20 protein-coding genes and 1 pseudogene are annotated in these 22,173 nt (G+C 61.1%); 10 read left to right on the forward strand and 11 right to left on the reverse strand.

Annotated elements, in window-relative coordinates; all coding sequences use genetic code 11:
* Window positions 1–31: 31 nt before the first annotated feature.
* Window positions 32–203 (forward strand): annotated as a pseudogene (locus QMK32_RS18680) (integrase core domain-containing protein); the annotation flags it as partial.
* Window positions 204–389: 186 nt separating this feature from the next.
* Here the strand turns inward: QMK32_RS18680 and QMK32_RS18685 are convergent.
* Entirely contained in the window at window positions 390–1,622 is a 1,233-nt protein-coding gene (locus tag QMK32_RS18685; protein WP_283476672.1) for an IS110 family RNA-guided transposase, read from the reverse strand.
* A gap of 312 nt (window positions 1,623–1,934) precedes the next feature.
* On the opposite strand from QMK32_RS18685, the gene QMK32_RS18690 reads away from it, so the two are divergent.
* Window positions 1,935–3,088, forward strand: a protein-coding gene (locus QMK32_RS18690) for an IS3 family transposase (protein ID WP_283476674.1) whose coding sequence is annotated in 2 segments (ribosomal slippage) — window positions 1,935–2,223 and window positions 2,223–3,088 — 1,155 coding nt in all. Because the reading frame shifts where the segments join, the coding sequence is not laid out codon by codon here.
* Between the two features lie 76 nt (window positions 3,089–3,164).
* On the opposite strand, the gene QMK32_RS18695 is transcribed toward QMK32_RS18690, so the two are convergent.
* Genes QMK32_RS18695 through QMK32_RS18715 form a run of 5 tightly spaced genes read right to left on the reverse strand, consistent with a single transcriptional unit; the run spans window position 3,165 to window position 9,178 of the window.
* Entirely contained in the window at window positions 3,165–4,334 is a 1,170-nt protein-coding gene (locus tag QMK32_RS18695) for a dipeptidase (protein ID WP_349307577.1), read from the reverse strand.
* Window positions 4,222–5,223 carry an enolase C-terminal domain-like protein gene (locus tag QMK32_RS18700; RefSeq protein WP_283476675.1) on the reverse strand — a complete coding sequence of 334 codons (1,002 nt, stop codon included), beginning with the start codon at window positions 5,221–5,223 and terminating at the stop codon, window positions 4,222–4,224. Before QMK32_RS18700 ends, QMK32_RS18695 begins: the two co-directional genes overlap by 113 nt.
* Window positions 5,223–6,479: an ATP-grasp domain-containing protein gene (locus QMK32_RS18705; protein WP_283476677.1), complete on the reverse strand. Its 1,257-nt coding sequence runs from the start codon at window positions 6,477–6,479 to the stop codon at window positions 5,223–5,225. The genes QMK32_RS18700 and QMK32_RS18705 overlap by 1 nt, the downstream gene beginning before the upstream one ends.
* A gap of 1 nt (window position 6,480) precedes the next feature.
* Window positions 6,481–7,881: an FAD/NAD(P)-binding protein gene (locus tag QMK32_RS18710; protein WP_283476679.1), complete on the reverse strand. Its 1,401-nt coding sequence runs from the start codon at window positions 7,879–7,881 to the stop codon at window positions 6,481–6,483.
* A gap of 37 nt (window positions 7,882–7,918) precedes the next feature.
* Window positions 7,919–9,178 carry an MFS transporter gene (locus QMK32_RS18715; protein WP_283476680.1) on the reverse strand — a complete coding sequence of 420 codons (1,260 nt, stop codon included), beginning with the start codon at window positions 9,176–9,178 and terminating at the stop codon, window positions 7,919–7,921.
* A gap of 188 nt (window positions 9,179–9,366) precedes the next feature.
* On the opposite strand from QMK32_RS18715, the gene QMK32_RS18720 reads away from it, so the two are divergent.
* The 3 genes from QMK32_RS18720 to QMK32_RS18730 all read left to right on the forward strand — a co-directional run bounded on the left by QMK32_RS18720 (window position 9,367) and on the right by QMK32_RS18730 (window position 12,082).
* Window positions 9,367–9,948: a helix-turn-helix domain-containing protein gene (locus QMK32_RS18720; RefSeq protein WP_283476681.1), complete on the forward strand. Its 582-nt coding sequence runs from the start codon at window positions 9,367–9,369 to the stop codon at window positions 9,946–9,948.
* Between the two features lie 296 nt (window positions 9,949–10,244).
* Window positions 10,245–11,009 carry a DUF5131 family protein gene (locus QMK32_RS18725; RefSeq protein WP_283476682.1) on the forward strand — a complete coding sequence of 255 codons (765 nt, stop codon included), beginning with the start codon at window positions 10,245–10,247 and terminating at the stop codon, window positions 11,007–11,009.
* Window positions 11,000–12,082, forward strand: coding sequence for a three-Cys-motif partner protein TcmP (locus QMK32_RS18730; protein ID WP_283476683.1), 1,083 nt, complete (start codon window positions 11,000–11,002; stop codon window positions 12,080–12,082). Before QMK32_RS18725 ends, QMK32_RS18730 begins: the two co-directional genes overlap by 10 nt.
* Window positions 12,083–12,087: 5 nt before the next feature.
* Here the strand turns inward: QMK32_RS18730 and QMK32_RS18735 are convergent, their stop codons facing one another.
* The 3 genes from QMK32_RS18735 to QMK32_RS18745 all read right to left on the reverse strand — a co-directional run bounded on the left by QMK32_RS18735 (window position 12,088) and on the right by QMK32_RS18745 (window position 15,655).
* The gene (locus QMK32_RS18735) at window positions 12,088–12,918 is read right to left on the reverse strand and encodes an HNH endonuclease signature motif containing protein (RefSeq protein ID WP_283476684.1); all 831 of its coding nucleotides are present in this window, start codon (window positions 12,916–12,918) and stop codon (window positions 12,088–12,090) included.
* Window positions 12,918–14,402, reverse strand: a complete 1,485-nt coding sequence (locus tag QMK32_RS18740; protein ID WP_283476685.1) for an ATP-dependent nuclease — start codon at window positions 14,400–14,402, stop codon at window positions 12,918–12,920. The genes QMK32_RS18735 and QMK32_RS18740 overlap by 1 nt, the downstream gene beginning before the upstream one ends.
* Before the next feature lie 77 nt (window positions 14,403–14,479).
* Window positions 14,480–15,655 carry a site-specific integrase gene (locus QMK32_RS18745; RefSeq protein WP_283476687.1) on the reverse strand — a complete coding sequence of 392 codons (1,176 nt, stop codon included), beginning with the start codon at window positions 15,653–15,655 and terminating at the stop codon, window positions 14,480–14,482.
* A gap of 324 nt (window positions 15,656–15,979) precedes the next feature.
* Between QMK32_RS18745 and QMK32_RS18750 the strand changes: the two genes are divergently transcribed.
* The 5 genes from QMK32_RS18750 to QMK32_RS18770 are packed head-to-tail and all read left to right on the forward strand — an operon-like array spanning window position 15,980 to window position 20,714.
* Window positions 15,980–16,777, forward strand: a complete 798-nt coding sequence (locus QMK32_RS18750) for a TnsA-like heteromeric transposase endonuclease subunit (protein WP_283476688.1) — start codon at window positions 15,980–15,982, stop codon at window positions 16,775–16,777.
* Between the two features lie 3 nt (window positions 16,778–16,780).
* Window positions 16,781–18,781 carry a Mu transposase C-terminal domain-containing protein gene (locus QMK32_RS18755; protein ID WP_283476689.1) on the forward strand — a complete coding sequence of 667 codons (2,001 nt, stop codon included), beginning with the start codon at window positions 16,781–16,783 and terminating at the stop codon, window positions 18,779–18,781.
* Window positions 18,771–19,514: an ATP-binding protein gene (locus QMK32_RS18760; RefSeq protein WP_283476691.1), complete on the forward strand. Its 744-nt coding sequence runs from the start codon at window positions 18,771–18,773 to the stop codon at window positions 19,512–19,514. The genes QMK32_RS18755 and QMK32_RS18760 overlap by 11 nt, the downstream gene beginning before the upstream one ends.
* Window positions 19,453–19,812, forward strand: coding sequence for a hypothetical protein (locus QMK32_RS18765; protein ID WP_283476694.1), 360 nt, complete (start codon window positions 19,453–19,455; stop codon window positions 19,810–19,812). Before QMK32_RS18760 ends, QMK32_RS18765 begins: the two co-directional genes overlap by 62 nt.
* The gene (locus QMK32_RS18770; protein ID WP_283476695.1) at window positions 19,809–20,714 is read left to right on the forward strand and encodes a hypothetical protein; all 906 of its coding nucleotides are present in this window, start codon (window positions 19,809–19,811) and stop codon (window positions 20,712–20,714) included. Before QMK32_RS18765 ends, QMK32_RS18770 begins: the two co-directional genes overlap by 4 nt.
* Here QMK32_RS18770 and QMK32_RS18775 read toward each other — a convergent pair.
* Both QMK32_RS18775 and QMK32_RS18780 read right to left on the reverse strand, forming a co-directional pair.
* Window positions 20,690–21,082, reverse strand: a complete 393-nt coding sequence (locus QMK32_RS18775; RefSeq protein WP_283476696.1) for a zinc-ribbon domain-containing protein — start codon at window positions 21,080–21,082, stop codon at window positions 20,690–20,692. The genes QMK32_RS18770 and QMK32_RS18775 overlap by 25 nt on opposite strands.
* A gap of 468 nt (window positions 21,083–21,550) precedes the next feature.
* Window positions 21,551–21,913: a hypothetical protein gene (locus QMK32_RS18780; RefSeq protein ID WP_283476697.1), complete on the reverse strand. Its 363-nt coding sequence runs from the start codon at window positions 21,911–21,913 to the stop codon at window positions 21,551–21,553.
* Window positions 21,914–22,173 lie beyond the last annotated feature (260 nt).

Genomic DNA, 22,173 nt, shown 5'->3' on the forward strand with positions numbered 1-22,173 from the left:
CAAAACGGCGGAGCACCAGCCATTATTAGCCGGTCAATGCTATGACAACGCCGTGATCGAATCCTTCTGGGGCCGAATGCAACCGAGCTTATGACCAGAAACGATGGAAAACGAGGATCGAATTGGCCAACGCCATGTTCGAGCACCTCGAGATCTTCCACAACCGCCAACGCCGGCACTCGTCGCTCGGTTACCGGACGCCGTCCCGAGTACGCTGCCCAATGCACCCACCAGCACCAACCGGTGGACGGCTGCGAGATCGACTGAATCAATCGCACACCGTGACTCTAGAAAGCGGTGGTCCGATATCGGGGACCTGCCATCCGGACACGCCGGGGTATTCAATCCGTGGATGGGGACTGCCCCGGCTTTGGATGCTCCTATTGGTGTCAAGCGGAATCGGAAAGTTGTCCCGTCAACCATTCGCGGTAGCGAGAGGCGAATTGGTGGTTCGGTTTGATAGCCCGTTCTGTGCGCGAGATCGTCGTGAGGGAGACCGCGAAGTGGTCGGCGCAGGACTGCATCGACAGACCGACTCGGTGGCGTAGTGGCCGAAGGTCATCGGTGCCGGGGACGGACTGCGGGTGGACGAGAAGGGTGTAGACCTCACGGGCGATGTGCCGTTTGAGGCAACGCCTGATTTCCCGCGGCGATTTCCCCTCGGCGGTCCTCCGCGCCACGTAAGTGCGGGTGCGTTCATCGCTGGAGGATCGGATCAGCGCGATACGCCACAGGGCGTTGTTCGCTTGGCGATCTCCACCGCGATTGAGCCTGTGCCGGGTGTGCTTGCCCGACGACGCTTCGATCGGCGACACGCCGCACAGAGCAGCGAAAGATGCCTCGCTGTGGAGTCGTTCGGGATTATCTCCTGCGGTGACGAGCAGGGTTGAAGCGCTGTCAACCCCAATGCCCGGTGCTGCGAGCAACGCGGGGTTGACTCGGCGCACCAGCTCGGTCAACTCGCTTCGGAGCCGATCCATCTCGTGTTGCTGGAAGAGGATCTGCCGTGAGAGTGAACGAAGCGTCGACCTGACGGCTACCCGAGCGTCGGTAGGCGCGCCGGCCGGGACACGGAAGCTGGAGCAATGATGCAACAAGGTGCCGATGGTCATCGGTTCGAGTTGATCGCGTAATTCCGGTGGAGCACCGACGATGATGTTGCGCAGCGAATTCGTCAGCGCTGTAGAGCATTTGCGCAGACCAGTCAGTGTCACACGGAGAAGTCGGATCGACTCGATAGCTCCGTCGTGCGACTTCGGGACGGCCGCTGCGGCGCCGGCGAGAGCGGCCCGCGCCGCAGCTTCGGCATCGGCCGCATCGGTTTTGCCGCGCAGTCTCCGCATCTGCCGGTTTGGCCGGTTCACTTCGACGACCTCGAGTTCTCGGTCGCGAAGCAGTCGGGTGATGGCGACTCCGTAGGAGCCTGTGCCTTCGACTCCGATCCGGTCCACGTCGCCGAATGACGTAATCCACTGCAGCAGAGTTCGATACCCGGCGACCGTCGTCGCGGCTGTGAATGTGTCTAGCAGTCGACCCAGATGGTCGACGACCGCGGCGACGTGAAAATCCTTGTGCGTGTCGATTCCCGCGTAGACAGCGTCGGCGACTGAATTTTCGGACAATTTCTACCCCATCCCGTACTCGGTGGACGACTTGTCGTCCTGTCGTGTCGCCGCCGGGCGCGGTTAGCGGACAAAACACTAACGATGAGGTCAAGGCTCCTATGAGGTCACACAACCGAGACTCGGCGACGCCCCACTTCGGCAGCGGTGTCGAGGCGGGAGCGTCGAGCAACGGCCGCCGACAAATCCAAACGAGGACATGGTTCAGTCAGTTGACATTCGAGTCAGACGACGCTGCTCGACGCTTCAACCATTATTAGTGTTGACATCTGATCTGTGAGGATTGCTCCTCACGGTGGAAGGATGTTCCCCATGCCGAAAGCATTTCCCGAGGAGTTCCGCCGCGACGTCATCGCTGTCGCACGCAAAGGCGAGGCACCGCTGCGCCAGATTGCAAAGGACTTCGGCGTCTCCGAAGGCTGCCTGCACCGCTGGCTCAAGATCGCCAACCGCGACGACGGTATCGCCACCAAGACCACCTCAGCCGGCTTGGACGAGTCCGCGGAGCTGCGAGAAGCCCGAAAGCGCATCAAACTCCTTGAGCAAGAAGCTGAGGTCATGCGCCGGGCTGTCGCCTACCTCTCCCGGGACGTCAACCCAAAATGATCTACCCGCTGGTCCTCGACCTTGCTGCCGACGGAGTGCCCGTCACAGTGACCTGCCGGGTTCTCGGATTCTCTACTCAAGCATTCTATAAATGGAGGAAACACCCAGTAACACAACGCGATTGGGACGATGCGCATCTGATCAACGTCGCCCGAGAAATCCACGCCGACGATCCAGCCTTCGGCTACCGCTTCATCGCAGACGAACTGCCCGAACGCGGCATCCTTGCCTGCGAGAACAGAGTCGCACGACTGTGCTCACAAGAACGACTCTGGTCCGTGTTCTCCAAGAAGCGCGGTCTGAACAGAAAAGCCGGCCCGCCCGTCCACGATGACCTCGTCGACCGCCAGTTCACGGCAGAGGAGCGAAACCAGATATGGCTGACCGACATCACCGAACACCGCACCGACGAGGGCAAGCTCTACCTCTGTGCCATCAAGGACTTGTACTCGAACAAGATCGTCGGCTACTCGATCGACTCCCGCATGAAAGCGTCCCTCGCAGTGGCCGCGCTACGAAACGCAGTCGAGCAACGAGATCCGGCCGGGACCATCGTCCACTCGGATCGGGGCAGCCAATTCCGGTCGCGCAAATTCGTACATGAACTGTCACACAACAACTTACACGGATCAATGGGGCGGGTCGGGGCATGCGGAGACAATGCTGCAATGGAGTCGTTTTTCGCCCTACTTCAGAAGAACGTTCTCGATCGGCAACGCTGGTCGACCCGCGAACAACTACGGCTGGCAATAGTGACCTGGATCGAGCGGACCTACCACCGAAAGCGACGCCAACGACGCCTCGGCAAACTCACGCCAGTCGAGTTTGAGACAATTAACCAGACCGCACACGCGGCCTGAATCACTCAACCCCGACAGTCAACTGAACTCGGGGCAGTCCCTCGGGCGAGTCGAAACAGCGGTGTTCACCGTTCAGTCACGGGCAGATCGAGCCGAGTAGGTCTAGGACGTTTGTTCGGTGAAGTGTGTCGATGTCGTGGTCGGGCCAGCCCCTACGCTGCAATTCTTCGGTCAGAAGTGGAAGCCCTGAGGGGCCCTCGAGGCCATCGATGGTTTCTATGGGATCGAAATCGGCGAAACCTGGTCCGACTGTTGCGGGGGCTACTTCGGCGAAGACTTCGGCGACGAAATCAGGTCCTATCCCGACGTGGGCAGGCCCGGCTACTGCGCGTATGTGCTCGACATGGTCTGCCAGGTGCTGGACCGTTGCACCCGATGTGGCGAGGAACGAGGCCATGAAGTTCACGCAGACGACACCGTTACGTTCGGCGACCGAGCGGAGTTGCCGGTCGGTGAGGTTGCGGTGGTGGTCGCGTAGGGCGCGGGCGGATGAATGACTGGCAATCATCGGTTGTTCAGCGAGGCCGAGGACGTCATCGACACCGAACGCGCCGAGATGCGAGATGTCGAAAATCATCCCCAGCGATTCGATGATGCCTAGGGCGTCTCTTCCCAGGCTGGTGAGACCGCCGTGCGCCGCGTCCTGATCACTGGCGTCGGCAAATGCATTGCGTCCCATGTGGACGAGCGAAATCATCCGAACCCCCAGCCGATGAACTTGGCCGAACAACTCCAAATTGGGGGCAAACGCACCACATCCTTCGATTGCCAGTACCAGTGCAATACGATCGCCGGCACGTGCTCGGTCGATCTCAGCGCGGCCGGTGCATAACCGCACGGTGTCTGCGTTTTCCGCAGCGATCACATGGGCCGCCTCGATCATCCTGAATATTTCACGAAGTGAGGCTTCACCGAACAGTGTGTGGTCGACGTAGACAGCTAGGACCTGGATACCGACTCCGCCTGCCTTCAGCTGTGGAAGCCAGTTGTCGCGGAAGTACCTCCCCCACCGTTCACGTGGGCGTTTGACTACCAACATGAGCAGGTCGTTGTGAGTGTCTACGAATTCGAATGACGATGGATGCAGCCGCAGCTGTTCGCTACTAGGGCTGTTCGACGTTGTCATCATTGCGCTATCCCCACAATTCGCTATCGGGGGCGTACACGAGCCCATTGCTGTATCCGATGGATGGGTCGACGTCGTATCGCAGCCAGAGGTGGTTGTCCAGATCAACCCACTCGGCATCGGCGACTGCATGCATACCGACTGCGGTGGAGAGCGAGGACGCGGGTAGGCAGCCGACCATGATGCGTAGTCCGCGGGCCCGGGCCGACTCGATACAGGCGAGAGCGGAAGTTACGCCGCCGCATTTGTCGAGCTTGACGTTCACTCCGTCGTAGAGTCCGACAAGTCTGTCGAGATCCGTTGCTGTCGAGAAGGATTCGTCAGCAAAGATGGGAATAGGAGAATCGAATCGAGCGAGACTGGAGTCGGTTGTGGGTGGTAGTGGTTGTTCGATCATTTCGACGTCCGCGTCGAGGAGCACGGGAAGCATGCGGTCCAGCGCCGCGGCGTCCCAGTCTCCATTGACGTCGACGACCAGGCGTGCATCTGGACGGTGACGTCGAGTAATACGAATTCGCTCGGTGTCATTGCCTGAACCGAGTTTGAGTTTCAACAGCGGATGCGCCGCGGTACGTTCGAGTTCCGCTTCGATGGTGCGTTGATCACCCATCGAGATCGTCGTCATGACGACCTGCTGGTCTGGAACTTGGACGTCGAGTTGCTCAGCGGCAGTTGTGTTCGTGCGTTTGGCTGTGAAGTCGACCCACGCAGCCTCGATCGCGTTCTTGACGGGCATGTTGCGCGAACGGTCGATGATGTCGGCCGGTGATTCACCGGTTTCGAGAAGGGTTGCAGCCGAATCCAGGGCCTCTCTGGCGTCGGTTGTGTCAGTTTGGAAGAAGCTCTCGAACGGCGAACCCTCTCCCCGACCGTAATGTTGGCCGTCGCGGAAAGTAACCCGAACCAGAGTGCAACTGTCATCGGAGGCGCGCGAGTACTGATATGTGGTTATCAGAGGAACGGTGACCAGCTCTGTGGACATGGTCATCTCCGGGGCGGTGGTTGGCATCAGCCGACCTTTCGAGTGTCGAGATCGAACAGTGCACTGTCGCGAATGAGGCGCCGAACTCGACGGCAGTCGCGGTGAAGGTGAAGCTCGTTGTCGGACTGCAAGTAGATGAAACCGTGTTGGCCGGTGGTGTCGCTGGACGGCAAGACGAGGTCGCCTTGAACTGGCAGCCCATACAGTCCGACGACGGAGGCGATGTCGTCGAGTTGCCGGAGTCCGTCGGTCCCGGTGACGCGGCCGTCGGTGTCGAAGTGGACCCAGACGATGGCCATCGGAAGGTCGGGGTGCTGCACTTGTTCGCGTGCGGCGAATACCGTTGGTGTGCAAAGTGCTTGCGCCGTCAGGTCCACTTGGGTGGATTTCATCGAGCGGCGGAAGGGTATCTCTTCGATCGTCGCCCCCATCAACCGCGCTCCGGTTTCGATCATGCTCGGGCCATGGGGTGTCAGCTTGAGTTCGGTGTGTGATGGTCCGTTGTGGATGCCGAGCGCAGTCAATGCGCGGTTGTTGTAGTCGACTAGTTCGTTCAGTTTGTCGAATGTGGGAGTCAGCAGAGTATGCTGCACCATTCGTATGCCTTTGCCTGGAGTCCGCTCGAAGTCGAATTGCCAGATGTCGCTGGTGGTGTGGCGTCCGTGGTGGCTGACACTGTTGACGACGTAGATCGGTCCATCGAGATAGGTTTGGGCGAGAACATCGGTGTTCAACACGTCGAGGTAGTTGAGTTTTCCGATTATGGTGTCGGTGGCGAGTGTGATCTGTTCAAGATTGTGGCAGAAGAATATGTCTTCCGAGCTGGTCGACATCACGGGTTTGATGACGATCGGCCATTCGTGCTGACCTTTTGCCCAGCGGTGTATCTCAGTTGGATCTGCCGAGCGGATTTGTTGGACCACCAGAAGTCCAGCGGCACGAAGTTCCTCGATCATCATGTACTTGTCTCGTCGTGCTGCACTCAGGCGGTGCACGTTCCAGGTCAAACCCAGGTGGTGGCAGAGTTCGTCGGCGAAGAGGACGCCGGATTCTGCTCCGGCGAGTACAGCGTCTATGCCACGCTCTTGGAGTTGGCGTGCGATTACCTGTGGCGCTGCGTGGGGCAGAGCGCACTGGGCTCCGTGGCCACTGCTGCGTTTCAGGATTGCAGGGGGTGAGGGGCTGCTGACGATATGGACGGTCTCTCCGCCTAACGCATGTATGGCGGGGGCGAGGAGGCGGCCGGTCGAATACCCATCGACGATGGCGATGCGTGGTGTCATGTCATTGTCCTGTACCGGTAGTTATCGGTTGTCTGGTCAACTTGTCGGCGAGTCGGGATGCCTGTCGCGCAGAGGCATTGAAGTAGTTCGGTATTGCGATCTGACCTACTGCGGCAGGTCCGAGTCGGTGCACTCGGGCGTCCGAGTGACTCGTGTCGACAGTCCGTAGAGTCTCGGACTCTGCGCTCAGTCCGGTTGCATCTATGGCGACATCGAATGTGTTCGAACCTTCCTCTGAGGCAAGCTGGATTAGAGAGTGACTGAACGTCGGTTCCTCGACTGCCCGGACGAACTTCAACTGATGTTGTTGTTCGCTGATGATCAGTCGATCGGCGACCGAGTCGGGTATGGCTGATACGTATCGAAGAATGAATCGGTCGAACCACTTTGCGAGCTCTCGTCGCCGGTCCGGTGGGGTTCGAGGCCACACTGTATTTGCCACGGTGACGGCGTTGCGATCGATGTGTTGCCAGGCGGGACTCGCGGAACGGGCGTGTTCGAGGTCGCTACGCAATTGATCGGATGCTGTCGTTCGTCGTTCGGGGAGGAGTGTTCCGACTGGTTCGTGCTGGCGCAATTCCTTCATGATGAGGTGGCGCCACCGCGAGACCCCTCCTGGTGCTCCGTAGCCGGGTAAGTCGATTACCGCGGTCGGAGTAACGACAGAGGAGGCAGACTCCCTCATTTCTGTTCGTACTGCGGGCAACCTTCCGGTGCGTGAGGCCATGATGACCTCGGCGTCCGGGTTGAACTCGTGCACCATCTGCGCAGCATCGATGGCGCTCTGACGCATCCCGAGAACGAGCACCTGTCGGGCTTGCTTGAGTTCGGCCACGTGGCGAGGAGTGTCGTAGGCGCCCCACAGCCGGCTGTTGGACATGTCCCGACGTTGAAGTGTGTGCGCGGAGGGGTGCAGCCCGGTGCAGACAACTGCCTCGTCGACTGGAAAGGTTTCGCCGCTGTCGGTGACGACCGTGACTCCGGATGCGGTCGATTCGATCGTGTGTGCCGATGCCGGAACGTGGTCAACGAACACCCCGTGTGACTGCGCTTGCGTGACAGCCGAATTGAACTGCGCAGCGAGGTAGGCGAGAAACAATCCGCGAGGCAAATAGGAGTGTTCGGTGATCTGGGCCGAGGCCACTCCCCACCGTGTAGTGCGGGTGGGGTTCCGTCTCAACCAGTCGAGGAAGTGGCCGGGATCGTGAGGATTCACGGAGTTGACGCCAACACTGGTGTTGCACAACAAGTATTCTTCATCCCTGTCGAACGCTGTGCCGGAAGCGGGCAGTCGCGGATCGATAATCAGGACCCGGTCGATACCTTCCCACTCGCGATGCGCCAGGTGCACTACTAGCGCGGTCCCGGCTGCACCGCACCCGACGATGGCCAGTGATCCCATTTTCCCCCCTTGTCGATCGCTCGATGGTTGATGCTCTTTAGGCGCGCCACGCCGCTGGGGCATCTCGCCCGGCCATCCACCCGCATAACGTCAGCGGAATCATTGCCGTGAGAAGTACGACGAGTGGTGTGGTCCACGTGCCGGTTGCACCGTGTATAGCTCCCGCAGTGATCGGTCCGAGTGCGGCAATGAGGTATCCGATCGATTGGGTCATGGTCGAAAGGCTGGTAGCGATGGATGTGTTCGGGGCTCGAAGGTTAATCAGTGTCAGGGCGAGCGAAAGTTGGCCACCCTGGCCGAGTCCGAGCAGGATCGCCCACACCACCGCGGCGCCGACGCCGCCGACGAGAACGCCGATCAGGCCGGCGACGGACAATGCAACAACAGCGACCGCGAGCACGCTCTGTCGACGGACACGGGCGGCGACCACGGGGACGGTCAGTGCCGTTGCGATGCTCGAGATCGACAGTGCGGTCAGTAGAAGCCCCGCACTTTCCGCGGTGAGACCGCGGTCTCGGTAGATCGTGGGGAGCCAGGCGATCATCGAATAGGCCAACAAAGATTGCAGTCCCATGAATCCGGTGATAGCCCAGGCGACTTGTGATCGCAGGACGCCGGCCTGCCACAGAGGCTGAGTGGATCGGGTTACCGAGGTCGTCGTGCGGTCGAAGCGGTGATGCCGCCACGCGAGAAGTGCCATGGCCGCTACTGCGAGTGCGGACGGTATCGCCCATGCCAGGAGTGTCGTGCGCCAGTTGTGGAACACGGACGTATCGAGCGGGATCGTGACTCCGGAGGCGATGCCCGCGCTTGCACTGACCAGTGCGGTGAACAAGCCTGTCATCAATCCGATTCGGTGTGGAAAGAGCAGGCGGATCAGGATTGGGCCGAGGACGTTCGCGACTGCGATACCGATCCCGGCGAGCAGGGTACCGAACACGAGCACCGGCCACCACGATGTGCCCCGTAGCGCCGTCCCGATGAGAACCAGAATCAGGCAACCGGTCAGCACCGCAGGTACGGTCCACCGCCGGACCGCCTGAGTCGCAATGGCGGCGAACACACCGAGGCACAGGACCGGACCCGTGGTCAGCAACGCGGCAGAACCAGCGCCGAGGCCGTAGGCCTGGCGAATTTCGTTTAGCATCGCCGACGCGCTCCCGAACACCAAACGCAGATTGAGGCCCAGCAGCACGATCGCCACCACAGCTGCACCCACGCCCACCACGGACAAAGGGGTTCGGGCGGGGACGGCCGGGGTGTCACCGGATGGCCGTCGCGCCTCGATATCGGTCACTGGCACTCCGTCCCTAGATGCCGTCGAAGCCGACTTCTGGTCGGTGACGGCGCGTATCGTTCATAGCGAACCGAATAGCCTGTTCGCAATCGACCATCGCAGCCAGCTCTCGACAAATCAACCCCTCTGGCAATAATTGTGACCCGATAGGCAATTTTCAGTTTGTGTGCATTGATAAGATGCCTGCTATGTCTGCCCACCCGAGTGACGAGAACTGGATCGGACGCAGGATTGCGAGTCTTCGCCGCGAACGAGGTTGGACCCTTGCCGTCGTCGGTCAACGAGTCGGCTTGTCCACCACGCAGTTATCACGTATCGAGTCAGGTGGTCGACAGTCGTCGGTGGGGACGTTGATCGAGCTGGCGCGCGTATTCGAGGTGACGTTGAGTGAGCTCGTTGCAGAGGAGCCGACTTACTCGTTTCATCTGGTGCGCGCCGGAGAATGCGCGCCCCACGAATCTGCCAACGGTGCGATGACGCCTCTGTCGGGCAACTACCCGGGTATCGATGCCGTCCTGTTGACTATTCCACCGTCCTCGGATGCCCCCATTGCCCACCATTCCGGAGAAGAATGGCTCTACATTCTGCACGGATCGGTGGAGGTGACCATCGGGAATGAGCAGGTCTTACTCGAATCCGGAGACGCCCTGCACTTCCCGTCACTGAACGCCCATTCAGTGCGCGGACTCGGTAATACATCAACGCGTGCGCTGCTAGTTTCCGCAGCTTCGAGTCCACGGGAGGGCGCTGGACACCTGCCTCCCCCGTAAACCCGCGCTCTCCGATTGCCTGACAAAGCAGCGGATGCGCTCCATTCATTCCGCATCGACGATCGTTGGCGCATTACCGCACCGTCAAGACATCTTGTCAAAACCCGGGGTCATCGCTCGCGCATACCTTCCCTCTTGCGCTGGCGCGAGCTCCTGACGCCGTCTGAGACAAGGACGACGCGGCCCGTAGTCCAAGCGTCTCCCGACGACGTTTCCCCTCGACGTGCAAGGCCAGGTGGACGTTGGCGCAGACGGGGTGCCCCTACCCGTTAGGCTTCCAGGAATAGAGGAGTGAGATGGCTACCCAGATTGAGTGGACCGACGTCACCTGGAACCCGGTGACGGGTTGCGATCGCGTAGCCGCCGGTTGCGACAACTGCTACGCACTCGCACTGGCTCGTCGGCTGAAAGCAATGGGCGTCGAGAAGTATCAAGCGGATGGTAACCCTGTTACTTCGGGACCTGGCTTCGGCGTGACCATCCACCCTTCCGCACTCTCTGTGCCTCTGAAGTGGAAGAAGCCGCGGATGGTGTTTGTAAACTCAATGTCGGATCTGTTCCACCCGAAGGTTCCCATCTCGTTCGTGCGGGACATCTTCGACGTGATTCGGGAAACGCCACAGCACACATACCAAATCCTTACCAAACGAGCGCATCGTATGGCTCGTGTATCGGATCGGCTTGATTGGCCGAACAACGTTTGGATGGGCACTTCGGTAGAGGACGCAGCAAGCTTAAATAGAATCGACGAACTTCGCGAAGTGCCCGCAACCATTCGTTTCCTATCTTGTGAGCCGCTACTGGAGGCCCTTCCAAGAATGAACTTGGAGGGCATCGGTTGGGTCATCGTTGGAGGTGAGTCTGGGCCAAACTCGCGACCGATCGAGGAACAGTGGGTAATCGACATCCGGGATCAGCTGATTGATCAGAATGTTCCGTTTTTCTTTAAGCAGTGGGGTGGCCGAACGCCTAAGCAAAATGGGCGACTCTTGAATGGAAGAACCTGGAGTCAATATCCTACTGATTTTCCAGAGAGCCAGGAGGAGCCGCTTTGCCTGTAGACGGCGAGGTTCCGTGGTCTAAGGCGCCACACACCGAGGCGAAGCACAAGATCTTCCGGGCGTACTTGGCGAGATGGTATCCAATATTGCTGTCCGAGAACGGCTACCCATCGGTTACTTACGCCGAAGGGTTTGCCGGCCCGGGGGTATACAAAGACGGAAGCCCAGGCTCGCCGGTCATCGCGATCCAGGCCCTCCTTGGTACGCCCGAACTGGCGAACACAAAGAAGACAACACGTTTCGTGTTCGTAGACAACGATCCGCGGTGTGTGAAAATTCTAGGCGAACAACTGCGCGCCAACTTCCCAGTCCGTCCTCGACCACTGGACCTTATGCCAGTATCTGTTGTGGAGGGAACGTGTGCGGAAGCCTTCGAACCAGCCTTAGAAGCTGTGGGCGCATGGCATCAACCCATTCTTGCGGTTTTTGACTCCTGGGGGAACGCACCGGTGCCCTACCGGTTGATACGGCGTCTGGCGCAAAACCCCAGCTCAGAAGTAGTTGTGACGTTCATGCCCCAGCACTTCACTCGTTTCGTAAGCACCTTAGGCGGCGAGGTAGATGCAGTGTTCGGCCATGATTCGAGCTGGAGGGAAGTTGCGGACATTCAAGATGGGAGTAAGAAAAAGGGTTTCTTGCTGGGGAAGTACAGAAAAATGCTCAAAGAGGCGGGCTTCCAGTTTTTATTGGACTTTGAGCTTGTGACCAAGAAGGGAGAAAGTCTGTATCTAATTTTCGGAACCAATCATCGGCGAGGTCTAGAAAAGATGAAACAGTCGGTTTGGGAGGTTGACGCACAGTACGGAATTGGTTTTCGTGACCCGAAGGACGAGTTCGGTGAAGCGCTTTTCGATCTTGACGATCCGCAGCTTGCCCCCTTAGAGCGGATGCTTGTAGAGCGATTATCCAGTAGAGAGAGTGTCCGGGTCGAGACACTCCGCGAATTCAGTTTGTTCTCCACCGTATACCGTGAGCAACATGTCATTCCCGCACTGGTACAGCTGCGAGAACGTAATTCTATAAGTTGTGATCGGCCTCGGATCGAGCGTGCCGCGATGGTAAAACTACTTTGAAAACATCAGAGCAGGCGAACGCCCTCGTCGCAGAACCGTCTACTGTCTGCTGCTCCAGTCAAAAGCACGCAAAGCCAATCTTGTTTCGACCAGTTCGCGCTTACAGACATAGCCAGTGACCTTAGATATTTCTCTACTGCTTGTGTTCCACCGGAACTTTGCACGCGTAGCATTTCCTCGCGCCGATCTTGCATTTCGGTCTGCGCACGTGATTGTAATCGTGCAGCAAGGTTAACCCGCTCGAAGTGAACACTCAGGGCATCCCACCAGCGCAGGTCTACATTTAGTGGTGACTGTAGTTTAAATTTGAAGACAACACCGAATGGGGTTAGTTCAGGGGTCGACACCAAAAAGTCAGCGGGTGGGTAACCTTGTAGATACACGTGGAATAATTCTCGCCCGGCAGCAAGTTTTGAATTATGCTGTTTGGTGGAATTGCATCGCAGGCAGACCGGCGCAAGGTTTTGACGCAATATAGAAAATTCTGGGTGTGTATTTTTCTCAAGGATGTGATCCAGCGTCGTTGCCTCTTCAAGACGGCAGTACGGGCATCGGCCTTGCCTAGTGGAGGCTAGTATGTCATCTCTAATATTGGCGCATGCGGCTCCCTTGTCGAGTGAATCGAAGTTACTGCGAAGGAGCTTGCGGTCGAGATCAGTGAATGGGGCTGGTTTGAGTGACTTCATTGTTCTTGCATTAGCGATATAGGATTCGTAGGCGATAGCAACGTCCGACCGAAGTTCTGACAATCGCTTTTTCGAGGCGGTCTGCCGATGGCTCGACACGTTGTCGTAGTCCTCAAGTGGAGGAGTTAGCGGACTGATGAGGTTGTACATCAGAACATATCCGCATCATTGTTCAATTGCGTTTCTGCGTCCATGACAATGGCTAGAGCTTGAGAGGAAAGGCCCATCGGAAAAATTTCGCTCAAACCGTCAGATCCGTGTGTCACGGCTAGCTTTCGTAGAATTCCTTCGTAATCGGACTCAGCGTTGTCCAGATTGAATACTGTTCGGGTAAGTATGCCGACGTTTTCGCCGAATGTCTCACTTGCGGGGCGCTCGATCTGCGTCCGATCACCGTACCGGCGGAGTACTTGGACATATTTGGTTGCAACTTCTTGTAACACGACAGGCGAGTGAGTAGCTATGATCGCGAATGAGTTAGTTTCGTGGAGCGCCTCCGATATTCCCTTCATAAGGGCTGCAAGGAGAGGAGGATGGAGATGACTCTCCGGCTCGTCTATAAGTACCAGCGACTTGTTCTCCAGTTGCGAAACGAGCTGAACTACTATGTTCAAGCTGATCTTGTGGCCAGTGCTCAAGTTATCGAAGACGGGTCGCCAGTCCTCACGGGATGCACGGAAGTCTAGTGTCAGGGCTGAAGTTTGAAACGATGGTTCACGAAGCATAGGTGCCAGCGCATTGTTCAAGGACAACCATCGGTCGTCCGTCCGGAGGCGCTCCAACGACTCCTCTAACTCGTCGGCGATCTCATCCGCGGTGCGCAACCTATTGACATCACTGTTTACGGCAACGTCTCGTAAACCACGATAGACATACTGATCGGTTTGCCTTGGGATTTCGAACGTATCGAATGCCGAGTATGAGATGGCGACCACTCTGCCGAACGGGAGATCGGACGGAAGAATTTGTCCATACTTAGTTGCGATCTCTTCGCGCTGCGCAACATCCCGCCAGGCGACATGAGATAAGTTTGCCATGAGGCTGGTTTTTCCGACACCGTTATATCCGATAACTGCGTTTATCCTGGATGGGATGTCATCCAGATCGCCGAACCGGAATTCGGTTCGGAAAGTACTCCCCCCGACGCTCGTTTCGAATTGAAAGTTCAGATCCCGTGCCATCTGGACGCCGTTTAATAGATCCCCGGCGTCTGCAAGTGCTCGACGCGCGCCCCCCTCACGTAGCAACGAAGTATCAAAGGCATCTTCGCGAGAAAATCGTTGGCGGCGTGGCTCATCGGCAACAACATCTCGGATGTCCCGTAGATACAGGTCGAGATCTGTGTCAGAGAGTCGGGATGACAAAGTCTCGTAATAGGACGCTGCCTGTCCGAGAGAGCAGTACTCATCACCAAGCTGCAGTAGACCAACGGGGAGATCGGTAGATCTGGCACCGTCGGTGTTCATTCCGAGCCGCATGATCTTCACTGAGCCGAGGGACGATGCGGCACTCGCGGTTTCGAAGAGTTCGGCGTCGTACATCGTCTTGTATCCAAAGTCGTCCCAGTTGTCTGGGCGTAGTACAACGCAAGGGAACCTCGCGCCGTCAGGATATCCGGAGCGCTTCTTGGTCACATAGATCCGCACCGTAGCCAGACTAGTGGTCTAGAAAGCCGGGTAGGTTCGGAGGTGGATGTAAGGCGCGGCGAGGTCTACAACCCGATGTCGGTCACGGCATTGCCCACGAGAGGCGCATGTTCGCGGCGGTAGACCTCGACGGAGTCGAGGCTGGCGTGTCCGGTTTGGCGGGCGATGGCTGAGCCGTCGGCGCCGTTGCGGGTGCCCTGCGTAACGAACCCAGCGCGAAGCGAGTGCCCACCGAGCTTGGCGAGCACGGTCGGGTCGTATCCGGCGTGTTCGGCGCGGCGGCGGATGGTCTGATGAATCGCTGCCCCGGAGAGTGACGTAGCGCCGAGGTTGCCATTCTTTACGACCGAGCGGAGTAAGGGTGCGCGGGCAGCGGTCCGGGGAAGTACTCCCCCACGGCACACATGCCCGACGAACGGTTCTCGTTTCCGTAGTAGCCGGATGACCGACGGTCGGCCACCGACGTCGAACGCGGCAACGACCTGTGCCCACCGGACGTAGGCACAGGGCGGGCAGGTTTCGTGAGACTCTGTGTACGGCAGAGCCTTCACCGCTCCCCTGCCCTCCTGGTCGGTCTTCGACTTCCGCAGCCGCACGTGCAGTCCGTCGTGCCGATGCAGCGTGACGTCCCCGCACACGAGCTCGGAGAGTTCGCTGCGGCGGAATGCGCCGGAGAACCCGAGCAGCAGGATTGCCGAATCTCGTCGTTCGAGGACCTCATCGGACCAGCCGCGGCACCGCTTCCGGGCGGTCTCGACGAGGATCTTGATGTCGTCCACCAGGAGTGGGTCTCGCGGGGTGCGGGGCCGATCCCCCGCTGCGGCGTACTCGCGCCGGATCCCGGACATGGTCGCGGTCACGAGTTCGTGCGCCGACGGCGACAGGTGACCGGTGGTGCGGTGCTGGTGGTTGATCGCCGCAAGCCAGGTACCGAAGGTGGCGACGGCGTAGGCCCGCTCCCCCGTCTCGTTGCGGGTGTCGGCAGCATCGACCAGATACGCGGCGACGGTGACCGGGTGCGCAGGCAAGGCGACGTGGCCTTCCCGCTCGCACCAGCCGGCGAAGCGTCGCCATCCCGTGGCGTAGGTGCGCCGAGTCCCCGCCGACCGGGAGGACTCGACCGCCTTCGCGATCCGCCTGGCAACGGCCGGAGGGATCTCGGGCTCCACGGCCGCAGACGCGAGCAAGGCAGAGCCCACCGATGCGCTCACCGCAGGTGTTCGGCCTGGTCGCAAGTCCATATGTGAAGCCTAACGCAGGTCACCGAATTCTCTGCAGAGCGAAACTGTGCTGAACTGGCGTTTTGCCGCAGACGGTGCGGAAAATGCAATTAACGTGGCCAACATCCACAAAGTGCCGAGCGACCATGACTGTCGTCCTTCGACCCTGCATTTTGCAGTTCATGCTGAGAGTTCCCTGTCGATTTCCATAAATTCCGGCATATTTTCCATCGATCGTGGCCAATCTGGGTCATTGAAGTTGGCATCTGACGGCGCGCCCCAGCTGGGTCTGCCGGTAGCGGCATGCACCATAGAGGCACTGCCCGCCTGATTCGGAGCCACCGCATGACCCAGACAACCACCGCACCCAATGTGGTGCGCACCGCCGACTGCGCAGGTCCGCGTCTCTTCGTCCGGAGCCCGGATGGGCTCGACACCGTCCAGTGGCGATGCCACGACGACACTGTCCGCACGGCGCGACCCTCGCCGGAGCTGCTGCATGAACGGCTGTGGGAGACCGAACAGATCCGCCGGGGTGTGCAGTACCAGAACCGGCTCAACCAGCACGGCCTCTACTATTGGCCGCGGACCGGGCGGCACGTCTGGTACGAGTCGGCCCTCGAACTGGCCTGTCTGGTCCAACTAGATTACCAGGGCGAGGCGGCACAGATTGCGGCTCAACCGTTCCGGCTGCTGTTCCGGCGCGGAGCCCAGGCGATCTACCACGACCCGGATTTCTTCGCCGTCCACGCGAACGGTGACCAGGTGCTCTACGACGTGAAGCCGGCACATCGTGTTCCCGATGCGCAAGCCCAATTTGCCGAGACCGTCCGCGTCTGCGAGCAGGTTGGTTGGCGTCACGAGGTGGTGTCGGAGACCTGTCCGACGAGGACAACCAACCTGACGTTTCTCAGGGCTACCCGACTGCCGCGTTGCCACCCGTCCTCGGAGGTGTTTCGGGCGGCTGCTCGACATCTTCGAGGCCGGACGATTCCTCGGGGAGGGAGCGGCGATGCTGAACCGGCGGCACCCGGCGTTGGCGATGCCATACCTCAAGCACCTGATCTGGCACCGACATCTGAGCGTGGATCTCGACCGGCCTCTCGACCTAGATACCACCGTCACCACGACTTCGGAGGGTGAAACGTGCTGCGGCTGAACCTGGGTGAGCTGATCGAGTGGGAGGACCGCGAGTACACCGTGGCTGCCTCCACCGGCGCCGCGACGCTGCTGTACCGGCTCGCGGACGGTGCACGGGTCTGGGTGGATCTGGCCGCCCTTGCAGGGTCCGGAGACCTGTCGCTTCACCCGAAGGTGCAGCTGGTCGGCCCCGGCGGGGCCGACACACCGGTCGAGCCGATGACGAAAGAAGAGTCCGAGCAGGCGTTGTGGTGGGAGGCCCAGATCAACGAGGTGATTCACGGCGTCCCGAACCCACACGAGCCGGACCAGACGCCGAGGGCTGGTTACGACCAACCGAGCAAGGTGAAGCGTCGTGAGTTGAAGGTGCAGGAACTCAGGGGCGCTGGGGTGCATGCTTCGGTCCGAACGCTGGCCCGCAAGGAATCCGTCTACCTTGAGCGCGGGCTGCGGGGTCTGCTCGACCAGCGATACAGCAACGGTCGCCCACCGGAAGTGGACCCGCGAGTAGTCGAAGCGGTGCTCGCGGTATTGGAGGACACGGCCTCCGAGAGCACCGTCTCCACGGCGACGCTCATCAATAAAGTACGTGCTTACGTGACCACGCGGTATCGGGACAAGGACGTGCCACTACCGAGCAAGAGCACGTTGCGTCGCCTGATCGATCGTTACGACGCCCGTGGCCTGGCCCGTGGGAAGGCCACGACTCGCCGTTCTGCGGGCAATCGCCCGGACCGGAGTCCGGCGCCCATCTCGGCCACGGCTCCCGGTGAGGTGGTGGAGATCGACTCGACCCCGGTGAACGTGCTGTGCTTGATGCCGGACGGCAAGGTCGGCAGACCGGATTTGACGGTGTCGACGGATGTGGCGACCCGCGGCATCCTCGGGTTCTCGATGGTGCCCACCGGCGCCTCCGGAGTGGAGCACGCCGACCTGTTGGCCCGTATCCTGCGGCCCCGGCAGTGCCGCCCCGACGCGCCTGCGTGGATGCGCCTGGACGCCTCGGAGGTGCTGCCGCACGAGCAGATGACCGCGCTCGACGAACGTCAGCGGGGTGCCTTGGCGGTGCCGTACATCGTGCCGGAGTCGATCACCACGGATCGGGGCGCGGACTACCTGGGGCCGACGTTCGTCTCGGCCTGCCGGCACTTCGGGATCAGCGTCCGGCAGGCTTCGCCGCAGTCCCCGACGTACAAGACCCACATCGAAAGACTGCTCGGGTCGATCGACACGCTGTGGATGCAGAAGCAACCCGGCTACGTCGGCAACAGCACGGTCAACCGGGGTCAGGTCTCCCACGACGGGCTGCTGACGCTGCGGGAGTTGGCGGACTCGTTCGAACAGTGGTGGGTACGGGTGTGGCAGAACCGCCCCCACGACGGGCTGCGGGACCGGGACGTACCCTCGCGGAAGTTCACGCCGAACCAGATGTACGCCGTCATGTTCGACGCCAGCGCGGGCATCCCGGTGCCGATCGACGAACACACCTACATCGCTCTGATGCCCGTGCATCGCCGGGTGTTGCAGCCCGGATCCGGGTTCAAGATCAACAACCTCACCTACCGGTCCGGCGATCTGCAGCCGCTGATGAAGATGCGGCCCGGCACGAAGGACGGGAAGTGGGAGGTCCGTTGCGACCCCTACGACCCCGACCGCGCCTGGGTGGCCCACCCCGACACCGGACACTGGATCGAGTGTGTCTCGGACTCCTACCGGCTCGAGGTGTACCCGTTCGCCTCTGCGCTGCGCCGGCTCCGCAGCACCGCCGCGGCCGAGGGTGACGTGCAGGACGAGTGGGCTGAGCAGACCCTGGCGAACCAGCCGACCGGGTTGTCGACGAAGCGCGCCGCGAGGAAGAAGGCCGTGTCCGAGCAGCGGACACGGGACAACGAACCGCGACCGGCACCGATCGCCGACCCGGCACCGCCCCAGCCCGTCAGGACAGCAACGGTGGCCGACGAGTTCCGGGTGGTGTCCCCGGACGAGGAGTTGTGGAATGCGACCTGACCCCAAGAGCACCCTGTCGGGTCTGCGCCAGCGACTAGACCACCGATTCACCCAGCCCGATCGACTGGACCGCGCCGACTATCAGGCGCTCGACCAGGACGATCGGTGGAGCTACGACAGCCTCCGCCTGCAGTGGTTCGGTGCCGGGTTCTGGTTGAAGACCGCCGACACGATGGACCTGCTCCGGTCGGTCAAGGGCTACCTGCGCACCACCCACGAGTACGCGGTCGGCGAACGCAACATCGTGCTGGATGGTCCCGCGAACGTCGGGAAGACCACCATGCTGCTGCGGCTGGCCCGGGAGGTCGAGATGGCCCAGGCCCGGATGAACCCCGACTACCGCCGGCACGGCGTCGTCCCGGTGGTCTACATCGAGGCCACCCCGCGATCGACCCCGAAAATGATCGCTGCCGCGATCCTCGACTTCTTCGGCACCCCAGTCGGAGAACGCCGCACCCAGCGGGAACTGGTAGGCAACGCTACCGACCTCATGATCGCCCGAGGAACCCGGCTGCTGATCGTGGACGAGCTGCAGATGCTCCGCCTCCACGGACCGCACGGGGACGACGCGATGGACACACTCAAGTCGATCATCAACAACGCCGGCGTCGTCACCGTCCTGTCCGGCATCGACCTCACCAGCAAACTCGCCTCCCGCGCCGCCGAGCATCATGGCCCGCGGCGAAATCCTGCCCCTGCGTCCGTTCTCCTACGCCTCCGATACCGACCGTGACCGCTGGGCCGCGCTGCTACTGCGGTTCAGCGAGGAGATGCACCTCGTAGACGGCGAGCCGGACCGGCTGCTGGAATTCGCCGACCCACTCCACGCCCTGACCGCGGGCCGGATCGGAAACCTTCGCCGGGTGCTCTCGCGCGCACTGTCAGTGGCGATCGACGAGAAGCCCACCCCCGATGCACCCGAGGTGATCGTCGAGGAGCACATCTTCAGGGCGGCCGGCGCGGGCGCGGTGCGTCCACAGGCCGGCAGGAAGAAGGGCGGTAGGAAGAAGGGCGGTAGCGCAGTCGCGTGACTCCCCTCGCCTTCAAGCCCCAGCCGGTGTATTTGCGGCCGCACCACTTCGAGACGCCGCATTCCTACCTGGACCGACTGTGCGCGGTGAACATGATTGACCGCCCCTTGGTGAACTCGCTGATCCGCAAGCGCCGCAACGAAACTGGGCGAAGTCACCACCTGGCGCTGGCGATCGACGAACTCGGCGGACCGCACGCCACCCATTTCGTCCGCTCCTATCTCCGCGCCACCCGCACGCCGCAGGGCGACGCCGACACTCTCCTCACCGAGACCTACCGCAAGCGCAGCACCGGCATCCGCTATGCCTGCACCTATTGCACCGCAGGGCATTCGGTGCCCACGTTCGACCACCACCAGTTCTCGATCTGTCTCAAGCACGGACGCTGGCTCGCACCCGACCACGGTCACGAGTACCAGCGGCAGGTACCCGGCCACGGCGAGTGGGTGCGGGCGGAGCGCCGATATCGGCGTGCGATCTCGACCGGTCTACTCGCCCGGCACCTCGTGGACGCCACCTGGCGGATCGTCCGCGACCAGGCCACGGTCCTCGGGCCGCCCTCGTGGACTGGACATCTCCGCGCCGCCGAAGCCCGGCCCGGGTTCATAGACGGGGTCGACGACCAGCTCGCTCTCTACCCGCAGACCGCTCAGGTGCTGCACCTGCTGTCGGGGCCCCGCACCTGGGAGGCCATCGACGCCCTGTTCCGCAGCCCCGAACACCTCCGTGCGTACCTGCGCGGTGAACTTGCCTGGGTCACCGGTGCGCAGTGGGTGCTGATCGAAGCCCTCACCATCGAGGTGATTCGTTCCCGAAGTGCGCGGCTCCAACAACTCGGAATGCTGCTCCGTCCGCACCTGGATGAGAAACTACGACGTCACTTTTCCTCCGCGACAACATGATCCGAACCCTCGACGTCTTCGAATAGCCGATCACCCCACCGAAACCGGGTATTGACGTCGCGGGCAGATAGTGGGTATCGCGCGGCGTCCCGCGTCCACCTCGCCGCCTCCTGCGGGTGCGTGGTCGCCACGTCGTTGACCCCGGGCCGCGTCCGCTCGCCCGTGCACACCGGACAACCCGCACCCCTGCGCACCCTCCGCGACGGCGACTCCTGCCACGAGTGCCCACACGGCCCGAGCCACCACACCAAACGGCTGCGTGAGACCCGCACCTGCGACGCCAGCAGGCCACGATTGAGCGTCGGATGCCACTGCTGCGCGAGATAGGGTGCCACCGCCTCAACGCTGCCGGTGTCGGATTCGGCCATCGATCGCTCCTTCTCGTGGCTCCACCACGCGTATGCCCGGTCGGCGGCCTCCCGAGCGACGGGCGGAGCGCTCGGTGGCACCGCCAGGTACAGCACCCGAAGGCAGACCTGACCGGCCAGTCCTGCGCGTTGGACAACTTCAATGGCACAACGTGCGCGAAGACCGACGAATCTCGATCATTGGACAGGATAATTGGCACACCGACCCGGCACTCCAGCAGGAACTCGTTGGACAACTACCTGGTTCGATTGGCCAACTTCAATGGCACTTCACAGGCCGCACGAGAATGTCAGTGGCCTGACCTGGGCATACCTCAATCGATGTCAGTGGTAGACCGCAGTAAATGTCAGTGGATACCGCGATAGACGCAGCCGGAGCTGCGGGAAGGGTCTGTTGGCGTCGTATCCGAGGAAGATCGCTCGATGACGACGCCCCGAACGGGTCGCGAACAGGTCTGGGCGCTTCGGCTACCCGACCGCGTTCTCACGGGTAGCTGCGAGTGTGGAGATGCCGATCGTCGCTGGCCATTGCCGGTTCCATCGATGACGGGCGGGAGGAGTCACACCGCACGTGTCCGCGCTGTCGCGTACCAATCGGCCGCCGTCGCCCAATCCGCCGCGAAACAGTGCCGACTGCGGTGCCGCCCCACGTTGGAGCTGAATGGAACGGGCAGCCACCAGCAGCGTCCGAGCCGACGCGGGAACTGCGACGGGCCTGCCCCCGTCAGCAGAGTCGAGTCGGAGCACGTCAGCGGTCTCGCTGAGCGCGGCGACGGGGATCTTCCTCAGGGTGCTGTAAGTGCGTGGAAGGGTGTCCGATCTATCCGGCAACAGTTATTCAGGACCGCGACGGTGATGGGCCGAAAGTGCGGTGCCCCTTCCCCCTCTGCACCAATTGGATTGTTGCCCTCGGGCCCCTCGACACAGACCCACAGACCCATATCCTGGCGCACGGCGACCGCAACTGGATCGCACGCGAACATCCTCAACCGTCCGACTCTGCGAGCTCTCGTCAACGGTCCCCCGACCTGCGTAAACGCCCTAAAACCGCCGCTGGCGCCCTAACAGGCACTTCCCCATATCCCAGCAAC

The sequence above is a fragment of the Rhodococcus sp. H29-C3 genome, assembly GCF_030063405.1.
Lineage (GTDB): Bacteria > Actinomycetota > Actinomycetes > Mycobacteriales > Mycobacteriaceae > Rhodococcoides.

Excerpts from the sequence above, each read along its gene's own strand:
- QMK32_RS18775 (WP_283476696.1), bottom strand. The coding sequence starts at position 21,082 with ATGGCCGAATCCGACACCGGCAGCGTTGAGGCGGTGGCACCCTATCTC.
- QMK32_RS18725 (WP_283476682.1), top strand. The coding sequence starts at position 10,245 with ATGGCTACCCAGATTGAGTGGACCGACGTCACCTGGAACCCGGTGACG.
- QMK32_RS18745 (WP_283476687.1), bottom strand. The coding sequence starts at position 15,655 with ATGGACTTGCGACCAGGCCGAACACCTGCGGTGAGCGCATCGGTGGGC.
- QMK32_RS18710 (WP_283476679.1), bottom strand. The coding sequence starts at position 7,881 with ATGGGATCACTGGCCATCGTCGGGTGCGGTGCAGCCGGGACCGCGCTA.
- QMK32_RS18720 (WP_283476681.1), top strand. The coding sequence starts at position 9,367 with ATGTCTGCCCACCCGAGTGACGAGAACTGGATCGGACGCAGGATTGCG.
- QMK32_RS18705 (WP_283476677.1), bottom strand. The coding sequence starts at position 6,479 with ATGACACCACGCATCGCCATCGTCGATGGGTATTCGACCGGCCGCCTC.
- QMK32_RS18750 (WP_283476688.1), top strand. The coding sequence starts at position 15,980 with ATGACCCAGACAACCACCGCACCCAATGTGGTGCGCACCGCCGACTGC.
- QMK32_RS18735 (WP_283476684.1), bottom strand. The coding sequence starts at position 12,918 with ATGTACAACCTCATCAGTCCGCTAACTCCTCCACTTGAGGACTACGAC.
- QMK32_RS18765 (WP_283476694.1), top strand. The coding sequence starts at position 19,453 with ATGGCCCGCGGCGAAATCCTGCCCCTGCGTCCGTTCTCCTACGCCTCC.
- QMK32_RS18695 (WP_349307577.1), bottom strand. The coding sequence starts at position 4,334 with ATGCCGAGTGGGTTGATCTGGACAACCACCTCTGGCTGCGATACGACG.
- QMK32_RS18760 (WP_283476691.1), top strand. The coding sequence starts at position 18,771 with ATGCGACCTGACCCCAAGAGCACCCTGTCGGGTCTGCGCCAGCGACTA.
- QMK32_RS18700 (WP_283476675.1), bottom strand. The coding sequence starts at position 5,223 with ATGCCAACCACCGCCCCGGAGATGACCATGTCCACAGAGCTGGTCACC.